This is a genomic window from Wolbachia endosymbiont of Cantharis cryptica, assembly GCF_964277405.1.
Lineage (GTDB): Bacteria > Pseudomonadota > Alphaproteobacteria > Rickettsiales > Anaplasmataceae > Wolbachia.
Window position 1 is genome coordinate 1243470 of sequence record NZ_OZ195521.1, and the last position, 16464, is coordinate 1259933.

The 16464-nt window shown below is 34.4% G+C and carries 15 protein-coding genes, 1 tRNA gene and 5 pseudogenes; 11 read left to right on the forward strand and 10 right to left on the reverse strand.

What is annotated here, in order from left to right; translation table 11 throughout:
* The first annotated feature begins 34 nt into the window (after nucleotides 1-34).
* Nucleotides 35-119: transfer RNA gene (locus tag ACICP6_RS06120), tRNA-Leu, on the forward strand.
* A 70-nt stretch (nucleotides 120-189) separates the two neighbouring features.
* Nucleotides 190-711, forward strand: a complete 522-nt coding sequence (locus ACICP6_RS06125; protein WP_395463017.1) for a hypothetical protein — start codon at nucleotides 190-192, stop codon at nucleotides 709-711.
* Here the strand turns inward: ACICP6_RS06125 and ACICP6_RS06130 are convergent.
* A protein-coding gene (locus ACICP6_RS06130; RefSeq protein WP_395462624.1) for an IS5 family transposase occupies nucleotides 656-1445 on the reverse strand; the annotation gives its coding sequence in 2 pieces (ribosomal slippage) (nucleotides 656-1183 and nucleotides 1185-1445; 789 coding nt in all). The two genes, ACICP6_RS06125 and ACICP6_RS06130, sit on opposite strands and share 56 nt — an antisense overlap.
* 124 nt (nucleotides 1446-1569) lie before the next feature.
* On the opposite strand from ACICP6_RS06130, the gene ACICP6_RS06135 reads away from it, so the two are divergent.
* The 3 genes and pseudogenes from ACICP6_RS06135 to ACICP6_RS06145 form a co-directional block, all read left to right on the forward strand.
* On the forward strand, nucleotides 1570-2397 hold the full coding sequence (locus ACICP6_RS06135) for a cytochrome c oxidase subunit 3 (RefSeq protein ID WP_395463018.1): 828 nt from the start codon (nucleotides 1570-1572) through the stop codon (nucleotides 2395-2397).
* Nucleotides 2398-2886, forward strand: coding sequence for a crossover junction endodeoxyribonuclease RuvC (gene ruvC, locus ACICP6_RS06140; RefSeq protein WP_395463019.1), 489 nt, complete (start codon nucleotides 2398-2400; stop codon nucleotides 2884-2886).
* A gap of 643 nt (nucleotides 2887-3529) precedes the next feature.
* Nucleotides 3530-4123: pseudogene (locus ACICP6_RS06145) on the forward strand (terminase); the annotation flags it as partial.
* 44 nt (nucleotides 4124-4167) lie between these two features.
* On the opposite strand, the gene ACICP6_RS06150 reads toward ACICP6_RS06145, so the two are convergent.
* The 4 genes and pseudogenes from ACICP6_RS06150 to ACICP6_RS06165 form a co-directional block, all read right to left on the reverse strand.
* On the reverse strand, nucleotides 4168-5046 hold the full coding sequence (locus ACICP6_RS06150) for an IS3 family transposase (protein ID WP_395463625.1): 879 nt from the start codon (nucleotides 5044-5046) through the stop codon (nucleotides 4168-4170).
* A 14-nt stretch (nucleotides 5047-5060) separates the two neighbouring features.
* A complete protein-coding gene (locus tag ACICP6_RS06155; protein WP_395462617.1) occupies nucleotides 5061-5324 on the reverse strand; it encodes a transposase in 264 nt (87 codons plus the stop codon).
* A 27-nt stretch (nucleotides 5325-5351) separates the two neighbouring features.
* Nucleotides 5352-6143: pseudogene (locus ACICP6_RS06160) on the reverse strand (ankyrin repeat domain-containing protein); the annotation flags it as partial.
* The gene (locus ACICP6_RS06165) at nucleotides 6038-6571 is read right to left on the reverse strand and encodes an ankyrin repeat domain-containing protein (protein ID WP_395463020.1); all 534 of its coding nucleotides are present in this window, start codon (nucleotides 6569-6571) and stop codon (nucleotides 6038-6040) included. The pseudogene ACICP6_RS06160 and the gene ACICP6_RS06165, both read right to left, overlap by 106 nt.
* A gap of 760 nt (nucleotides 6572-7331) precedes the next feature.
* Between ACICP6_RS06165 and ACICP6_RS06170 the strand changes: the two genes are divergently transcribed.
* A complete protein-coding gene (locus ACICP6_RS06170) occupies nucleotides 7332-8708 on the forward strand; it encodes a hypothetical protein (protein WP_395463021.1) in 1377 nt (458 codons plus the stop codon).
* Nucleotides 8683-10884 carry a hypothetical protein gene (locus ACICP6_RS06175; RefSeq protein ID WP_395463022.1) on the forward strand — a complete coding sequence of 734 codons (2202 nt, stop codon included), beginning with the start codon at nucleotides 8683-8685 and terminating at the stop codon, nucleotides 10882-10884. The genes ACICP6_RS06170 and ACICP6_RS06175 overlap by 26 nt, the downstream gene beginning before the upstream one ends.
* Before the next feature lie 266 nt (nucleotides 10885-11150).
* On the opposite strand, the pseudogene ACICP6_RS06180 reads toward ACICP6_RS06175, so the two are convergent.
* Nucleotides 11151-11381: pseudogene (locus ACICP6_RS06180) on the reverse strand (hypothetical protein); the annotation flags it as partial.
* 79 nt (nucleotides 11382-11460) lie between these two features.
* On the opposite strand from ACICP6_RS06180, the gene ACICP6_RS06185 reads away from it, so the two are divergent.
* Nucleotides 11461-11658: a hypothetical protein gene (locus ACICP6_RS06185; protein WP_395463023.1), complete on the forward strand. Its 198-nt coding sequence runs from the start codon at nucleotides 11461-11463 to the stop codon at nucleotides 11656-11658.
* Nucleotides 11659-11793: 135 nt separating this feature from the next.
* Here the strand turns inward: ACICP6_RS06185 and ACICP6_RS06190 are convergent.
* Nucleotides 11794-11970: pseudogene (locus ACICP6_RS06190) on the reverse strand (IS4 family transposase); the annotation flags it as partial.
* Nucleotides 11971-12055: 85 nt separating this feature from the next.
* Between ACICP6_RS06190 and ACICP6_RS06195 the strand changes: the two are divergent.
* The 3 genes from ACICP6_RS06195 (at nucleotide 12056) to ACICP6_RS06205 (ending at nucleotide 12645) form a co-directional block, all read left to right on the forward strand.
* A complete protein-coding gene (locus tag ACICP6_RS06195; RefSeq protein ID WP_395463157.1) occupies nucleotides 12056-12208 on the forward strand; it encodes a transposase in 153 nt (50 codons plus the stop codon).
* Nucleotides 12201-12329 (forward strand): hypothetical protein, encoded by a 129-nt coding sequence (locus tag ACICP6_RS06200; RefSeq protein ID WP_395463024.1) that lies wholly within the window; start codon nucleotides 12201-12203, stop codon nucleotides 12327-12329. Before ACICP6_RS06195 ends, ACICP6_RS06200 begins: the two co-directional genes overlap by 8 nt.
* A gap of 73 nt (nucleotides 12330-12402) precedes the next feature.
* Nucleotides 12403-12645 carry a hypothetical protein gene (locus tag ACICP6_RS06205; RefSeq protein WP_395463025.1) on the forward strand — a complete coding sequence of 81 codons (243 nt, stop codon included), beginning with the start codon at nucleotides 12403-12405 and terminating at the stop codon, nucleotides 12643-12645.
* A 138-nt stretch (nucleotides 12646-12783) separates the two neighbouring features.
* Here the strand turns inward: ACICP6_RS06205 and ACICP6_RS06210 are convergent.
* The 3 genes and pseudogenes from ACICP6_RS06210 to ACICP6_RS06220 form a co-directional block, all read right to left on the reverse strand.
* Nucleotides 12784-13851, reverse strand: a pseudogene (locus ACICP6_RS06210) (IS4 family transposase); the annotation flags it as partial.
* A 165-nt stretch (nucleotides 13852-14016) separates the two neighbouring features.
* Nucleotides 14017-14484 (reverse strand): Holliday junction resolvase RuvX, encoded by a 468-nt coding sequence (gene ruvX / locus ACICP6_RS06215; protein ID WP_395463026.1) that lies wholly within the window; start codon nucleotides 14482-14484, stop codon nucleotides 14017-14019.
* Nucleotides 14485-14676: 192 nt separating this feature from the next.
* On the reverse strand, nucleotides 14677-16461 hold the full coding sequence (locus tag ACICP6_RS06220) for a ribonucleoside-diphosphate reductase subunit alpha (protein WP_395463680.1): 1785 nt from the start codon (nucleotides 16459-16461) through the stop codon (nucleotides 14677-14679).
* Nucleotides 16462-16464: the final 3 nt, after the last annotated feature.

A 16464-nucleotide genomic window follows, 5' to 3' on the forward strand; every position in this document is an offset into this window, starting at 1 on the left:
TATTATTTAATTTTAACATAGTAAACTGTAAAAAGCCCGGGTGGCGGAATTGGTAGACGCGCTAGCTTCAGGTGCTAGTAACTTTTCAGGTTGTGGAAGTTCAAGTCTTCTCTCGGGCACTCTTGATTTCCATATTGCTTGTTAAGTGAATTAACGCTATGGTATAACATATCAAATGTATCTAAATTTATGAATAGCGAGAAAGAAAGGCTTGCTTACAGAAAGAAAATACGAACCTATTCAAAACGTTTAGTTACTACACTATCTACCACCTTTTTCATTGGATATATAGCAGCATCAGTCTTTAATATTTCTGCCTTAAGTTTATGTTTTACTATTGTCGGCACTGTACTAAGTGCACTTTCGTTTATCTTAAATATATGGTCATTAAATGATCATTTTCGACAGCAGAAGCAACTTGGTGTAGCAGGACAGAAAAAGCTAACAAAGATTTGTCTTGATATCACATCTAGTGTTTTATTTTTAGTAGGAGGAATTACACCTATATTGCCTTTCGAATCTCCCATTATCCCTTTTATTTCTACTACTTTTTTCATTTTAGGCTGTGCTACTATTGCAGCTAATTTCATTCGGACTATGATCAGTGAACCACAGATAGAAAAGGATATCATCCAAGTGGCATCTAAGAACCTGTTTAAAATCTTCGCAATAAGAGAGAAACGAAGGAAAGAACGACCATTTGTAGGCTAGTATTGAGTTTTCGCTCACAGTTTTTCCACAATCGCCTGCATTTTTCCAACCAAGCAAAAGACCGCTCAACAACCCATCTTTTTGGCAATACAGCAAAGGTATGTAATTCGCTTCGTTTTATTACCTCAACAGCTGCACCAATAGTTACTTTTATTTGTGTTGCAAAATTTTCTCCTGTATAGCCAGCATCAACGAGTATATTTTTGACTTCAGAGAGGTTTTCTTTAGCATTTCCCACCATTTTTACAGCACTGCTACGATCAGTTGCTTCTGCCGTTGTTATATGAATTGCATGTGGCAAGCCCTGTGTATCAACTGCGATATGACGCTTTATACCTGAAATCTTTTTACCTGCATCATAACCCTTTCTTTCAGCAGTATCTGCGTTTTTAACGCTTTGAGCATCAATTATGCAGAAACTGGTTTTCTCTTTCCGACCATTGTTGATACGGACCTCTCCAACTAATTTTTTTTAAGACTAATTCCAACAAACTTGGTTCTTCTCCATCCTTTTTATTCCACATTTGAAAATAATAATATATGCTCTCCCACCTTGGAAAATCTTTTGGCAACATCCTCCACTGGCAACCACTTTTTAGGACGTATAATACTGTACAAAATACATCATATAAATCAAGTTTTCTTGGTTTTGTTTTCCTCCTGCTACTCTCCAGAATTGGTTTGATTTTTTCAAATTGCTCTCGACTTATATCACTTGGATAACTTTTTCGCATAGATATACCTCATTCTTAATCTACCCCTATTTTACCTTATCCTTTCGAGATTTTAAACAGGTTCTAAGGAACATTGACAATTTTAAGCTAATTTGTATGCTTAATACGTATTTTTGAAGATGGTATGAAAAGTAAAGAACATGATTTTCATTTAGTGGACCCAAGTCCTTGGCCAATTGCTATATCAGCAGCAATTCTTATTCTTGCACTTGGATTAGTTGGCACGTTCCATAAACAAATTTCTGGAATATTTGGTTTAGTTCTAGGAATTTCTGCAGTGTCAAGTGTGTTGTTTTACTGGTGGAGAGATGTAATAAAAGAGGCCATTTATGATAAATGCCATACTGCAATTGTAAAACATGGGCTCAAGGTTGCAATGTATTTATTTATCCTTTCAGAGGTTGTATTTTTTATAGTGTTCTTTTGTTCATTCTTTAAAGCCTGGCTTGATCCGGTTTTTTTGTTTGAAGCGTTTTCTCCTACAAAAAAAGTTGAATGGCCTCCTGAAGGAATTTTGCCACCTGATCCATGGTCATTACCATTCATGAATACATTAATATTATTACTTTCTGGTACAACAATTACCTCAGCACATCACTCTTTACTCGAGAACGATAAAAAGAGCATGATTAAAATGCTATCCATAACTATATTGCTTGGAGTTTTTTTTATAATAGTGCAAGCAATAGAGTATCATGAGGCAAGCTTTTCTCTGCAAGAAACAGGAGAAAAGCTAATCTATACATCCAATTTTTACATGATTACCGGTTTTCACTGCGCACACGTTATAATAGGAATAATATTTTTGTCAGTGTGTTTGTTTAGAGCACAGAAAGATCAATTTACACCTCAAGATCATTTATGCTTTGAATTTGCTTCTTGGTATTGGCACTTTGTAGATATAGTCTGGATATTTTTGTTTGTGTTCATTTATTGGCTCAGTGTTTTTTAAGTGGTTAAAATAATAGGTCTCGATCCGGGAATAAGTAAAACCGGGTGGGCTATTATCAATCTAAATGAAAAAAATAATATCGAATTTCTAGGTAGTGGCACTATATCAACTGATAGTAAGCTCAATACAGGTGAACGCCTGCATATAATTTTTGAACAATTAAAGGAAGTAATTTCTCTATATTCTCCAAGTGAAGCTGCGGTGGAGAAAATTTTTGTTAATAAGAATCCGAAATCTTCGCTAACTTTAGGATATGCAAGGGGGGTTGTAATTTTAGCGTTAAAAATAACAAAGCTAACTATAAGTGAATATGATGCAAACTATATAAAAAAAAGCATTGCCGGAAATGGCCATGCTGATAAGGATCAGGTTATATTTATGGTGAAACAGATAGTTAAAAACTTAGATATAAAATGTCACCATGCTGCTGACGCTCTTGCTACAGCAATTTGTCATGCTTATACAAAATGTTCTTGTTTTATGGGATAGTTTTCATATAAGATTCAGTTGAAAAATTTCTGAATTCCAGCATTGCATACACAACTGTATAAACATAAGCCTCCAAGAAGCAAGTGGCATCCAAGCCATAAAAACGGGGCTAAAAACCGCTTGACAAACTCCGCCAGTCATCTTATCATGGTAGTGAAGCTATTGTATTTGCTTTCGCCAATCTGCAGATTAAAAGGTAAGGATTACTTAAGGTATCGGCATCTTATGTTCAATTTTTTGCAGTACATAGGTACTGTATGTCTTTACAAAACTTCATCTACATCTAGGTTTATACCTAAATAAGCTGAACGCGCTTACAAAGCGTTACAAGACATCAAAAAATGCCAATACTCGACAGAGATAGTAAAGGACTAGCTAGCTCGGGTTTTCTTTGTCTTTTTTTCTGCTTGGTAAACTTCTTAAACACTTGCAGCGTAGGTTAGTAGCGATTAAAAGCGGCTGAATCTCTCTTGTCAAGCGTTTAAAACATAAAAAACGCCAGTACTTTAAAGCGGAAAATAATCACAGGGCTCCTTTTGCCTTTTTTCCCATTTAGCAAATTTCTTAAATATTTTCTTAAATTTTATAGCTAAACTGGATCCCAGTGCAAGGCTACTTGGATGATACTATAGGGGAGACTAACATGAACTTTTTTAAATTCATTGAATTATGCTTTCAAACGGTGGTACCGGGGTGTGAGTATAATGATTACCAGTATATAAAAGTTATAGCAGATAGACTTGAAGCGGCAAATGTTGGTGAAGTGAGGCGAATAATATTCAATATGCCTCCGCGTTCAATGAAGTCCCTGTGCGCTAGTGTTGCGTGGCCCGCGTGGATACTGGGACATCAGCCCACTGCAAGAATAATAGTTGTAAGTTACTCTCGGTTGCTCAGCGAAAAACACTCGCTCGATACCAGGTGCGTAATGCAGTCTAGTTGGTACAGAAAGCTATTTCCAGAAGTAGAACTATCCAAAGATCAGAATACCAAATACAAATTTCAAACAGTGCAGAGAGGATACAGAATCGCAACGTCCGTTGGAGGGACGTTAACAGGCGAGGGGGGAGATTTCATCATCGTGGATGATCCGCTCAGTTCTGCTCAAGCTTTGAGTGAAACATTTAGAAAGCGTGCCACAAACTGGTTTGACCAGACTCTAGTACCGAGGCTCAACGATAGAAAAAAAGGAGTCATCGTTCTTGTGATGCATAGGCTACATCAGGAAGATTTAACCTGACCTTACCCAGAAAAAGTAGAGAGGAAGTTAAGCCATTTTTATTATGAAAATGATGAATCAAATTTCTCAGGAATGCAATAATTAATAGTAGAATGTCTACGCTGTTTGTTATAAAAAATTTCTATGTACTCAAATATAGCAGTTCTAGTTTGCTGAGCAGAGTGTTGCGAAGTATCAATAAGAAGCTCCCGTTTGAGTGAGCTGAAAAAGCTTTCAACAACAGAGTTGTCATAACAACAGCCTGTGTGACTCATGCTGGAAATGATGTTTTTTGTGTTCAGCAAAAACTGATAATTTTTAGAGGTATATTGTGAACCTTGATCACTATGAAATAGCAGATCTTTGGCTGGTTTGCGCTTATCAACAGCCATCAATAAAGCATCTATAACTAATCGCTTAGTTATTGTACTACTCATTGACCAGCCAACTACCATACGTGAATATAGATCAATTATTGCTGCCAAATATAGCCATCCATCCTTAGTTTTTATGTATGTAATATCAGTTACCCATACTTTATTTGGCTGACTAGTAGTAAAGTTTTGGTCCAATATATTGGGAGTTATAACCCTATTGTCAGTCTGCTGTTTTTTGCTTTTGAATCTTCGCCTCAGTCTAGCTTGAATACCATTTTTTTGCATGATATCCTGCACTGTTTTGATGTTGCAATTTTTACCTAAAGCCTTTAGTTCAGCATGAATCTTAGGTGCCCCATATCTACAATTAGATGCTTGGTATATTTTTTGAATGTCTGCTAGAAGCTGCTCCCTTGTTAATTCTTTGCTGCTTTTCTTCTTACTAGTCCATTTGTAGTAGCCGCTAGCAGATACTTTCAAAATCCTGCATAACTCCTGTACTTTATAGTAGTTTCCATGCTTTTTGATAAATAAATATTTTACTCTTTGTGACTTGCAAAATATCCCAGGGCTTTTTTTTAAATGTCTCTTTCTCTAGTAACTCTTGTTAGTTCTTTCTTTAATTCAAACTTTTCTTTATCACATGGTGCCAACTTTCCCTTACCAGGAAATGCTTCTTCTATTGATCCTTTTTCGTTATATTTTTTTATCCAGTCACTTAGTGTACTGTTATCTATTCCTAAATCTTTAGCTATTTTGCTTGCTGACTGCCCCGTTTCCTTTACCAACTTTATTGCCTCTAATTTAAATTCCACTGTGTAATTTTTTCTGTTCTTTACCATAATAAGCCCTCATAATCATGTTTTATTTTACTTCAAAAATGGCTTAACTTCCTCTCTACTTTTTCTGGGTAAGGTCACTTCTAAAACATCATCTAACCCAACGTTACCTCTAAACTCAACTCCTCTCCTAAAACTTTCTATTATTTCTGGATATGCGTCTTTAAGTTTAGCACGTATTCTCTTTTGTTCTCTCGGATCTAGGTTCCTTATTTTTTTCTCTACGAATGAATCAAACCTATCACAAGCATACTTAACCGCACTCTGGGTACTTGGAAAAAATTCTACCCCTTCCCCTCTTGAAGTTTGATAGAATGTACTGATATTTGAAGTGTTATCTAAAGCCTTAGCAAGACAAGCAACAAAAGCAATATTTTCATCACTTAGAAAACTACTAGGACTACTACCTTCTGTTGCTTCATATTGCTTATGTTGTGATATATTAGGTACTGTAGAACTAGAACTTGGTATTTTCCATGATTTCCAAGGTAAAGCACCTATAGAACCAACCGATCTACCTAAATCTTTTACCCAACTAACCCACCCACCTGTAACAGACTCTAGTCTTCCAGCACTACCTACTTTTTCTTTAATTGACCGACGATTGCGAGGTTCTCCCTCTTCCTGATTATGATGTAGTCCCCCTTCATCTCTTCTTTTTTTCTCTTCCTCTAAAAAGCTTACTATATCCGTATGATTTTTTTTTCCTGCAAGATCTAAAGGTGTTTGACCCTTGTTATCTTTAGCATCAACATCGGCACCCTTTTCAACAAGAAGTTTAACCACATCCAACTTACCCTTAGTAGCTGCTCTGTGTAAAGGTGTTTCACCATAATTATTTTTAGCATCAACTTCGACACCATAGCCTCAATATCAGCACCCCTTTCAATAAGAAGACTAACCATCTCTGGCTCACGCCAAGCAACTGCCAAATGCAAAGGTGTTTTACCATTGTTATCTTTAGCCTCAATATCAGCACCCCTTTCAATAAGAAGACTAACCATCTCTGGCTCACGCCAAGCAACTGCCAAATGCAAAGGTGTACTACCAAAACGGTTTTTAGTATTAACCATATCATCATCATCCATCTTATTAATCAAAGATTCAACTATACGCATATTACCAAAAGCAACTGCTGTATGTAAAAGTGTAGCACTAGAGTTGTTTTTGACATTGCCACCAGTGGGATGCTTTTTCGTATTCCCTGCAGATGATGTTTCCATTAATCCACTATCTACTTTTTCTATCATTTCCACCTCCTAATTATTTACCTTATTATATACCACACGACAAAGCTGAGTAGTTATCTCCTCTACACTCTTCCTTGTATCATATTTCTGAATATGGTCAACATAATAATTGAAGATTTATTCTGTAAAGGTCAAGTAATTCATTGATGAAAAAGATTTTTAAATTCCGTTTTTGCTATAAATTTGCCTTAATTTTTCTCTCTATTTTCAAACAAATTAGTATTAATTTAGTATTAAATATTACTAAGAACCTAAGTAATATAACCATTTCCAGCAACGTAAAACAACGCCCGTGAGAACAGTTTATTTTGGAATCAGTTGGTCTACCATGTGTACCGTTCGAACTTTTCTTTATAATAATTCTACCATACCACAAAGTCAGCTATATTAGCCTACTTTTACCACATTTAGATATGAACCAATTTGCTTGGCTTTGTTGCAACAATTTAAATCTTCTATTTTTATAACCTTATTTTTACGCGGCTTGTTCTCACAAATATACGATCTTTTTTGCAATTTTAGGAAGAGTCAATAATTCAAATTTTTGTGGCACTAAAATAGACGTTTCTTTAGTTACAACAAGGTCTATTTTTTCGTAAATAAAAATGTTTTACAATTAATTATTAGAATGAAAATATCATACTTGGCTCTCAAGAAATTTCCTGTTGTGCAGTGGTAAGGTTTGGAGAAAAAGATTGGCTTGGCAACGATAATTTACTAGACTAAAGTTTATATTAAAATACAAAATGGGGTTGCGGGTATGGAATCTAGCTTAGATCACAATTACAATAAAATACTTGATATATTAAAAGGTGCTATTAAAGACGACGATAATCAAGTTAAAGCGAGAAAACACCTTAGAGTAGAAAGATGGCTAAGGGTTTATATTCAATTAATTGAAGATTTTGATGAGGAAAAACTAAAATTTTTCTCTGATATATTCTCTGATAATTCTTGTTGGGATGGAATAAAATTAAAAAATAAAGCTGTTGGTGAAAGGCTAACTGAAGAAAAAAATAAAAACGGAAAAGAAAATCCGCTTGATCTTGCAGATAGACATTACTTGGCATGTAAATATTGTCTAGAAGATAAGATTCCTGGATTATTTGAACAAGTATTTATGAGATTTAAGAGAGGTGCCTTTGAAGAGGATGGATCTGATGATGATCTGAGAAGAGAATTATTGGAAAATATTGAAGAAACTAGCCCTATAGAAGCTTTCTGGTCTTTTCTTATTGATAAGCAGATTGGAAAACTAAACGAATATAAATCATTTGAAGGTTTGCAAAAATCTATACAGATAAATTCTAATAAAAACTGGGAAGAAGGTATAGAGTTCTTCTATAATAAGTTGCACAATGATTCTAGTATTTCTAGTCAAGATAAAGATAATTTGTTAATTGAAGCAGCTTTATCTGCAGTAAAGGGTTACAAAGAAGTAGACACTATAGAGTTTTGCCTGTCCAAAATGGATGATGAACAAAAGAAAAAATTACTAGATAGAGATTATAAGGAAAATACTTATCATGCAGTATTGAATGTGCTAATAGATCAGTATTGTTTTGATTCTTTTATGGAATTAAGCCAATTGTCTAGTCAGCTTGAATGTGAACATTACACAATCTTTTTATCTTCATTATCAGACCAAGTATTGAAGAATTTAGATCTGTCTGAGGAAACAAAAAAATGTATGATGAATGTTTGGAAGCATATAGTAAAACATGAAACTCAAGATTGTGGAGAACAGTCTATTTTTCCTGTTTTCGTAGATTATTCAGTTACACGTACAATAGCAAATTTAATTGTGGATCCAAGTAGACAGGAAGGAAGTAAAGAAGGAGTATTAGAGGAGGTATTAAAGCATGTAAATAACAAAGAAATGAGTGATGAAGAGATAATAAAGGTTAAAGATTCTGTATTAAGAAAAATTCAGTTATTTCATGGAGGCAAAAAGTTGCAGTTAGGAGAACAAGTATTTTCTAAATTAGCTGAAGAAGCTTCTAAAGAGTCACTTCGTGAAGTTGGTGATACTTTGCCACAGTCAAGTCTCAGTCCAACTGATACCCCATATAATATAAAATCTTTAGGCCATAGCAAATTAGGAGAATCATATGCCAAGAAATGTAAAGCCATTTGAATTGGTACAACTTCTGTTAATGGAAAATGGATCAAAAGATAAGTTTTTAGAATTTCAAGAAAGGTTTCAGTCATTTATTAGTCAGTCTCCTTCTTTTTTGCATTCAGTTGGAAAGCCAGGCTTTTTTCCTAGTTTCTTTTTTGGTATGTTTGCTACTGTATTAGACACAGAACTTGCTACTAAAATTAGTATCGAAAAACTTTATTTTCGTTTTGATGGTGATAGAACTTTAAAAATAGTTGTATTAACTGGTAAAAAGAAATTGCAGTGTATAACAATTTCTGATGAGGCTAGTAATAACAAGCATCTAAAGTTTAGTGAAGAAGAATTAGAAAAAATAAAACAAGTGATAAGATTGACGCTATTTGATAGCTATGAAAAAGAAGAGCATAAAATAACAATTACAGGAAAAAAAGTAAAGTATAGAAAGGTTGACCCAGCTTTTAGTAAAAAGACTGACTATTCACAAAAAATTTTTACAGAAATAGAAAAGACTCAAGACCGGCAAAACCTAGAGAGCTTAATTTCAAAATTGAATGATCAAAGTTCTAAAAAAGTAAAAGAGAACGCTGGAAAAGTGTTTGATTATATTACAAATGTTTATAAGAAGTATAAAAAAGAAGAAATTCCATTTAGTAGCAAAGAATCAAGTTATCATGGTTTTTTAGCTGGGTTTTTGATGAATTTCAAGTATCGTTTTCATCTAAAACTTTATCTCGAATTGTTTGCTGGAAAAGGTTACGCAGACATTATTTTACTTGTGCGCGGTTCTGATATGTCGCTAAGCTCTATTACCATTATTATTGAGCTTAAAGCAGGTACTGGTGAGATAAGTACAGTGATAAAAGCATTGAAGCAAGCACAAGATTATGTTAAGGGCTCTTTTTCTAACTCTATAAGAATGATTACTATAGCTAATGAAGCTATTTGTGTAGGATTAAATTTTGAAATGGTTGATCATGGAAATGTTGGAATTGATGTAGAAAATTTTCTTAGTCGAGAAGGTAATTCTGTAATAGAAAAGTTACTTGGCACTGAAGCAGCGAATGCTGAGGTGATAAGAAAACAGCTAGAGTATCTTTACTATGGGATTGTTTGGAGCAATGGTGGAAGTGATAATATTAATTATGTCAGCAGAATGATCTTAGGTCAACTAGCACTTATTCCTAATATTATTAAGCGTGAAAAGTTAGGTAAACATATTTTTATTTATGATCAAAACGATAAAATGGTTACTGGATCACAGACACGCTTAGAGGCAGCAAAAGAAAGTATTGCGGATTGTGTTACAACTATAGTGCTAACTGTAGGTAAGAAGGTGCTTATACTCAACATAAATGAAAAAAATAAATTTGTATTGAGAGTGCCAGCCAATAAAGGAATTCCTATTGAAAATATTAGAGGAATTCAAAACGTTAATGACATACAGATACAAGAAATAACCTGTAACTTATACAGTACACCTAGTAATAAGAATCCATTTGATCAGTACTGTGATGAGAATAAGGGGATTACAGTAAATACGTATAACTCATTGGACAAATACAAAAGAGATAAAGAAATTTTACAAGGTAATTTTACTCCAATTATGGAAAATAAAAAATTTAAAGCAGCTTTGAGCAAAGCTATAAAATCTGGTAAATATGATGATTACAAAAAACTATTTGAAGAAATTTCTCGTATATTACATCCTTTCAAATCATTAATAAGCAATGAGGCTACATTTCAAGCTGTATTGCATGGTTTATTTAGTAGCTACGGTGACGATAATATAAAAGTTATTACTGAATTTCAAATAGGTGGTGGAGAGAAGTTGGATGTTATGTTGGTTATAAATGCTACTGATGAAAAAAAAGAATACCCTCCAGTTGGAATAGAGCTAAAATTTGCTAAGAAAGGAGAATTAGATAAAAAAGAAAAAGAGGCTAAGGACCAGTTGACAAGATATAAAGAAGGTGAAGCGTATAAGGTAATTACTGATGCCGGCAAAGTGAAACTGATATATGCTGTTTTTAATAAAGGTGCAACAGATGAAGGTTCCCTTATAAAAATTGGTAATGAGTTTGTAGAGGTAGATGTAAGACATAGTTCTGTGGTTGCTCTTGGTCAACAGTCAGGTAGTCTCCAACAACCTTATGCTCAACAAGCGGGTCAATCTCGAGCAGTTAATCAGTGATCTAGTCGGGAATGTTCAAAAAAGCATATGCGTCAAGTTAAGGAAATATTGCCCAATATAGCAACATTTAAAGGGGTATCTTATTTGTTAAATTTACTTTTCGAGGAGGTTTTGATCTAAAATAAAATAATTTTTTTAGAAAAATCCATAAACTATTAGCTTTATTGCTTACTATCTAAAATAGTTTTTACCATTTCCCTTTATACTACTTTCCCTTAACTTGACGCGTATGCTTTTTTGAACATTCCCACTCTTGCTATCCTTTCTCAACTTGAGCTATTTAAAACTTTCATAGCCGCAGAATCAACACCATTTTTAACTTCAACATTGCTAAGTACTGTATTTGCTTTATACGAACAGTAACATCCTACTGCAAGAAAAGTTAATGCGGCTACAGCAAGTGAAATACATATTGCTAAATAAGGTATTGTTAAAATTGCACCAACAGCAAATACCCCAGATAATAAAAAAGAAACAGAGGCGTAATTACTTGCCTTTTACAGAATTTCTTGACTTCCCTGCTGAAACATGTAATAATTAATTTATTATTTATATAGGTAATTATATGATCGGTTATTGGACGCAATAAAAAATGATGGTGACGTTGCTGGAATTCTACAAGGAGCTTCAAAAGATGATTTCCTGAATGTTTTTAGAGAAAAGCAACATGGTAGTAGTAATACACTGCTTGGCGAGTTTGAAGATGAAGGGGAAGCCTTGAAAGTTGTTTTTAATGTGGCTAAGAGGAGTAAAAGATTGAACCAAAAAGTTTGAAGTGATTGGGGTAAATACTAGGGTGAACTTGAAAAAAATGGAGCCCGAAGAGTGTAAATTACTAAGAAAAGTAACAATTATAGGTCATTTGGCAAGGAATGTGAAAATCAATGATATTGAAAAGACATCTTATGTTCAAAACACGTGTTTTCTAGCCCTTTTCTGGTAATTAAGTGAACGAACATCAGATATCTTATGACGATCAACTTTTCTTCCTTTTCTCACCACTAAAGTGTTCATCAAAAATAACTGTGATAGTCGGTCCATAATGCAGTCTATGTCTGACTCTGTAGAAAAAATATCAAAAGCTAAGAACCTGTCTTGAAAAGAAATGAAGGAAGGAGTATGATGAGGTAGGTTGAAAAATAGGAGGTAAAATTGTATCCAAGCGATGTAAGTGATAAGAATTTTGGAGCCACATGTTGCACAAGGAGCGATAGGGAGACCAAGGAAGCACAATATCAGAGCAATTATTAATGCAATAAGGTATATAATGAGAGGTGGTTGCCAGTCTGCCAAAAGATTTTCCGCCATGGAAGACAGTGTATGACTACTTTCTCAGGTGGCGTAATAATGGCAGATTGGAAAAAATACACGATATGCTAGTAAAAGAGGTAAGAAAAGTGGTTGGCAAAAATGAAACACCTTCAGTAGGAATAATTAGTCAGTGAAAACGACTCAAAAAGGGGATCCAGAGAATATGATGCTGGCAAAAAAATAAAGGGTAGAAAACGCCACATCATTGTGGATACTATAGGTCTTGTAATTACTGCTGAAGTACACAGTGCAAGTGTTCAAGATCGTGATGGTGCTCTAGACCTTTTTATTCGAGCTAAAGAAAAAGCTCCAAGGTTACAGAAGTTTTTTGCTGATCAAGGATACAAAGGTAAATTGCAAAACCGCTGTTTATTGGAGACAGGATGTTTATTAACGATCACCAAAAAAGCGGTAGATGTTACAGGATTTCAAGTTATTCCTAAACGTTGAACGAACTTTTGCTTGGCTCTCCAATTTTAGACGCATGAGCAAAGATTATTCCTCTTACTTCAAAAACCAATATCTTCTTCAATATGATTACTTCTATGCTTACTAAATTAGCTACTTGAGTCCTTTCAAGACAGGTTCTAAGTTTTTAATTGCATTAAATGAGACAGATTTATTGATACTTTTTTTAAGTTTACTGTTATGTGCGTGCAATGTCTTTTCATCATCTTCTATCATGATACTTTCTAGATTACTGATGAAGATAGTTGACCAAAAATCCTGCTTGATGGTCTCGATACTTTTCCCTGTGAAATTCTCTAAATTTAATCTTCCCTTCAGCCTAGAAAAAAATGTTTCTACTCCCCAGCGCAAGTAATATAGTCTCTCAAACTCTTCAACTGGAAAACGTTGTTCATCTAATAGAGACGTTACTAACACTTCAATTTCGCCAGAAGAAAGTACTATTTTGACTAACCTAAATTCTATCTTATCAGGTAATCCTAGCTTTCGTAACCGTCTTGCTGCCTTAATAGGCGCGGTAGACATTACCACCATGCTAGCTGGATAGCATTTATTTCATTGAAAGATGAACTTGGACAACGAACTATATAATTGATTTTCCTTTCTGTGAGCTCAGCAAGAAATCGATAAGATACGTATCCCCTATCACAGATTAACAAATCATTTGATTTTATGGATTCAAGCATATCAATTGCTAAATCAACCTCATAGCTGTCACCTCTACTTAGCACTGATTTTATTGCAATATTATTTAACACGTCATAACAAACTTCAAAGGTTGCACTTGCATAGTCTTCAAACCTTTGGATTCCGTTCCACACTGCTCTTGAACCAAACTCGTCTATTATTTTGTCACTCTTTGGCAGAATCAGTATTGAAGCATCGAATGCAAGTACTCTGAAACCATGGTAGGTTTTAAATTCCTGATCTTGGTAGTATAGTGACACTATATCATCATTCAGTTCTGAAAACGCAGTATGCTTTAGCTTTTTTCTTGCTTGAGTAAATGCACTTGCCGTAATGGTATGATTCTTTCTTGTATGCAGAATAAACTCATTAAGCATTACTTGTAATGCTTTTACACTCTTTCTAAAAATCAGGAGAAATAACATTAACGAAAGGCAACTTTCTTTTTCGTGAGAAATCTTTTGAAGATGCTTTGTGGGCGTTTATAAAGTTTAAACTCATCAATTTATTTTTTATAAATGTGATTATTCTTTTTTTTTCTCATATCCTTACTCCTTTTAATTTACGGAGCTTACTTGATTTTATAATACAGTCCACCACTTTTTCCTTAACTTAATGGCAGTGGTGACAAAGGAGGGCAGCGTCACGTGCTGGAATGACAAGAAACTATTTGATTGCGTTTATCTTTTCTAATGCTCGTTGTAAAATAATACATGCGGAAATTTTATCATCTATTTTTTTCGATTTTGTGATTGATATTCCAGTAATTTTAAGTGTATGAGTTGCAATAGATGTTGATAAGCTTTCGTCTTGTAAATATATATTCACTTTATATTTTCTTATCATTTTATTTGCGAATTGGATTATGGTTTCACACCATTTATTTTTTTGTCCGTCTATTTCTAACGGTAGTCCTATTACCATTGACCCAGCTTCATTTTCTTTGAATATTCTATGCAGATAACCTAAATCTTTGCTCATATTTTTTCTATGATATATGCTATGAGCTGTGGCTATGAGCTGCGTTTTATCACTGAATGCTATACCTATTCGTTTTTCTCCCATGTCAAGGCACATTATGCGCTTGTCTTTGGGAATGGACTTTAGAAATTCATTTAGGTTTCTATGGAGCATTTGTTAGATTTTTTTTCGAAATTACTTTTTGGCAACGTGAGTAGTATATGCAAGTAGCTGACACTGGTTATTTCATCACGGACCTTGTTTTTTACATATGCCCCTGAATCCGTTCCCTTGCATGACTTGCAAATACTTTTATGTCTGGATCCCAGTGTCAGCTACTTGGATGACAAATAGAGTAATGTAAATCTATTGACATGACAAACATTCATCATAATCGATATCTGTTTTTTGCTGCAATATTTCACTTTTTTTGAATATGTCATGCGAAACCTTATCGGCTCTCTGCATTGATTGTGATCTACAGTAATATAAACTCTTCAGGTCTTTTTTCCAAGCAAGCATGTGTATTTTGTGCAAGTAACGTTTATGTACGTTGGCAGGCAAGAATAAATTTACTGATTGAGACTGGCAAATGTAAGGCGTTCTATCACTTGCATGTTCTATAATCCATCTTTGATCAAGCTCGTACGCTGTTTTAAATGTAAGTTTTTCATGCTCGCTAAGAAAATCTAAGTGCTGTACGGAACCTTCGTTTGTTGAAATTGAAGACCATACTTTATCATTGTCTTGATTTTTTTCTGCTAGCAGTTTTTGCAAGAATTTATTTCGTACTACAAATGAGCCTGTCAGTGTCTTTTGTATGAATACATTTGCTGCATATGGTTCTATTCCAGGAGAGGTATTGCCTGCAATAATGGAGATTGAGGCAGTTGGAGCAATAGCGAGCTTATGTGTAAATCTTTCCATCAGGTTGACTTCTTTAGCATCAAGACATGCTCCTTTTTCTTCTGCTAATTTTTTAGAAACTATATCTGCTTGCTTGCGTAAATACTTAAATATTTTTTTATTCCATTGTTGTGCTGTTACTGATTCAAAAGGAACCATTTTGCTTTGTAAAAATGAGTGAAAACCCATCACGCCAAGACCAATACTGCGTTCTCTTATTGCAGAATATTTTGCTCGCTGCATTTCATCTGGTGCTTTATTTATGAAATCCTCTAATACATTATCAAGAAAACGCATTATATCTTCTATGAAAAGCTCATTATCTTTCCATTCTTCGTAGTACTCAAGATTTACGGATGATAGACAACACACAGCAGTACGCGATTTGTTTAGATGATCATAACCTGTAGTTAAAGTGATTTCACTACACAGATTTGACATTTTAATGTCCAAATTGAGTTTTTTGTAAGATTCTGGCTTATTATTATTTGTTGCATCAAGAAAAATAATGTAAGGTTCTCCAGTCTCAACTCTTGCTGTTAATATTTTGATCCATATATCGCGTGCTTTTACGGTTGAAATAACCTTATTATTATGAGGGCTTGTTAGATCCCATTCTCGATCGTTTTCAACAGCTTGCATAAATTCATCATTTACTATCACAGCGTGATGTATATTTAACGCTTTGCGGTTTGGATCACCACCTGTTGGCTTGCGTAAATCCAGAAACTCTTCTATCTCCGGATGGGATACAGGAAGGTAGACTGCTGAACTTCCTCGCCTTAAGGATCCTTGACTGATTGCGAGCGTTAGGGCGTTTTGCACCACAATAAATGGTACAATTCCTGATGTTTTACCACTACCTTTTACACTTTCACCAATTGAACGTAAATTTCCCCAGTAACTACCTATACCTCCACCACGTGCAGCTAACCAAACATTTTCGTTCCATAGGTCAACTATTCCCTGCAAGCTGTCTTCAGTTTCGTTGAGAAAGCAAGAGATAGGCAACCCTCTCTTGGTGCCACCATTACTAAGTATTGGTGTTGAAGGCATGAACCATAAGTTGCTCATGTAATCATAAAGACGCTGTGCATGCTCTTTATTATCAGAGTAGTAGTTGGCAATACGTATGAAGAGATCTTGATAACTTTCATTTTCTATCAAATATCTGTCTGAGAGAACTGCTTTTCCAAAATCGGTCAATTTACTGTTTTTTTCGTGATTAATAGTGATATTATTCATAAA

Coding starts and splice junctions, on each gene's coding strand:
- ACICP6_RS06175 (WP_395463022.1), top strand. CDS start 8,683: ATGCCAAGAAATGTAAAGCCATTTGAATTGGTACAACTTCTGTTAATG.
- ACICP6_RS06165 (WP_395463020.1), bottom strand. CDS start 6,571: ATGATAGAAAAAGTAGATAGTGGATTAATGGAAACATCATCTGCAGGG.
- ACICP6_RS06170 (WP_395463021.1), top strand. CDS start 7,332: ATGGAATCTAGCTTAGATCACAATTACAATAAAATACTTGATATATTA.
- ACICP6_RS06125 (WP_395463017.1), top strand. CDS start 190: ATGAATAGCGAGAAAGAAAGGCTTGCTTACAGAAAGAAAATACGAACC.
- ACICP6_RS06220 (WP_395463680.1), bottom strand. CDS start 16,461: ATGAATAATATCACTATTAATCACGAAAAAAACAGTAAATTGACCGAT.
- ACICP6_RS06155 (WP_395462617.1), bottom strand. CDS start 5,324: ATGGTAAAGAACAGAAAAAATTACACAGTGGAATTTAAATTAGAGGCA.
- ACICP6_RS06135 (WP_395463018.1), top strand. CDS start 1,570: ATGAAAAGTAAAGAACATGATTTTCATTTAGTGGACCCAAGTCCTTGG.
- ruvX (WP_395463026.1), bottom strand. CDS start 14,484: ATGCTCCATAGAAACCTAAATGAATTTCTAAAGTCCATTCCCAAAGAC.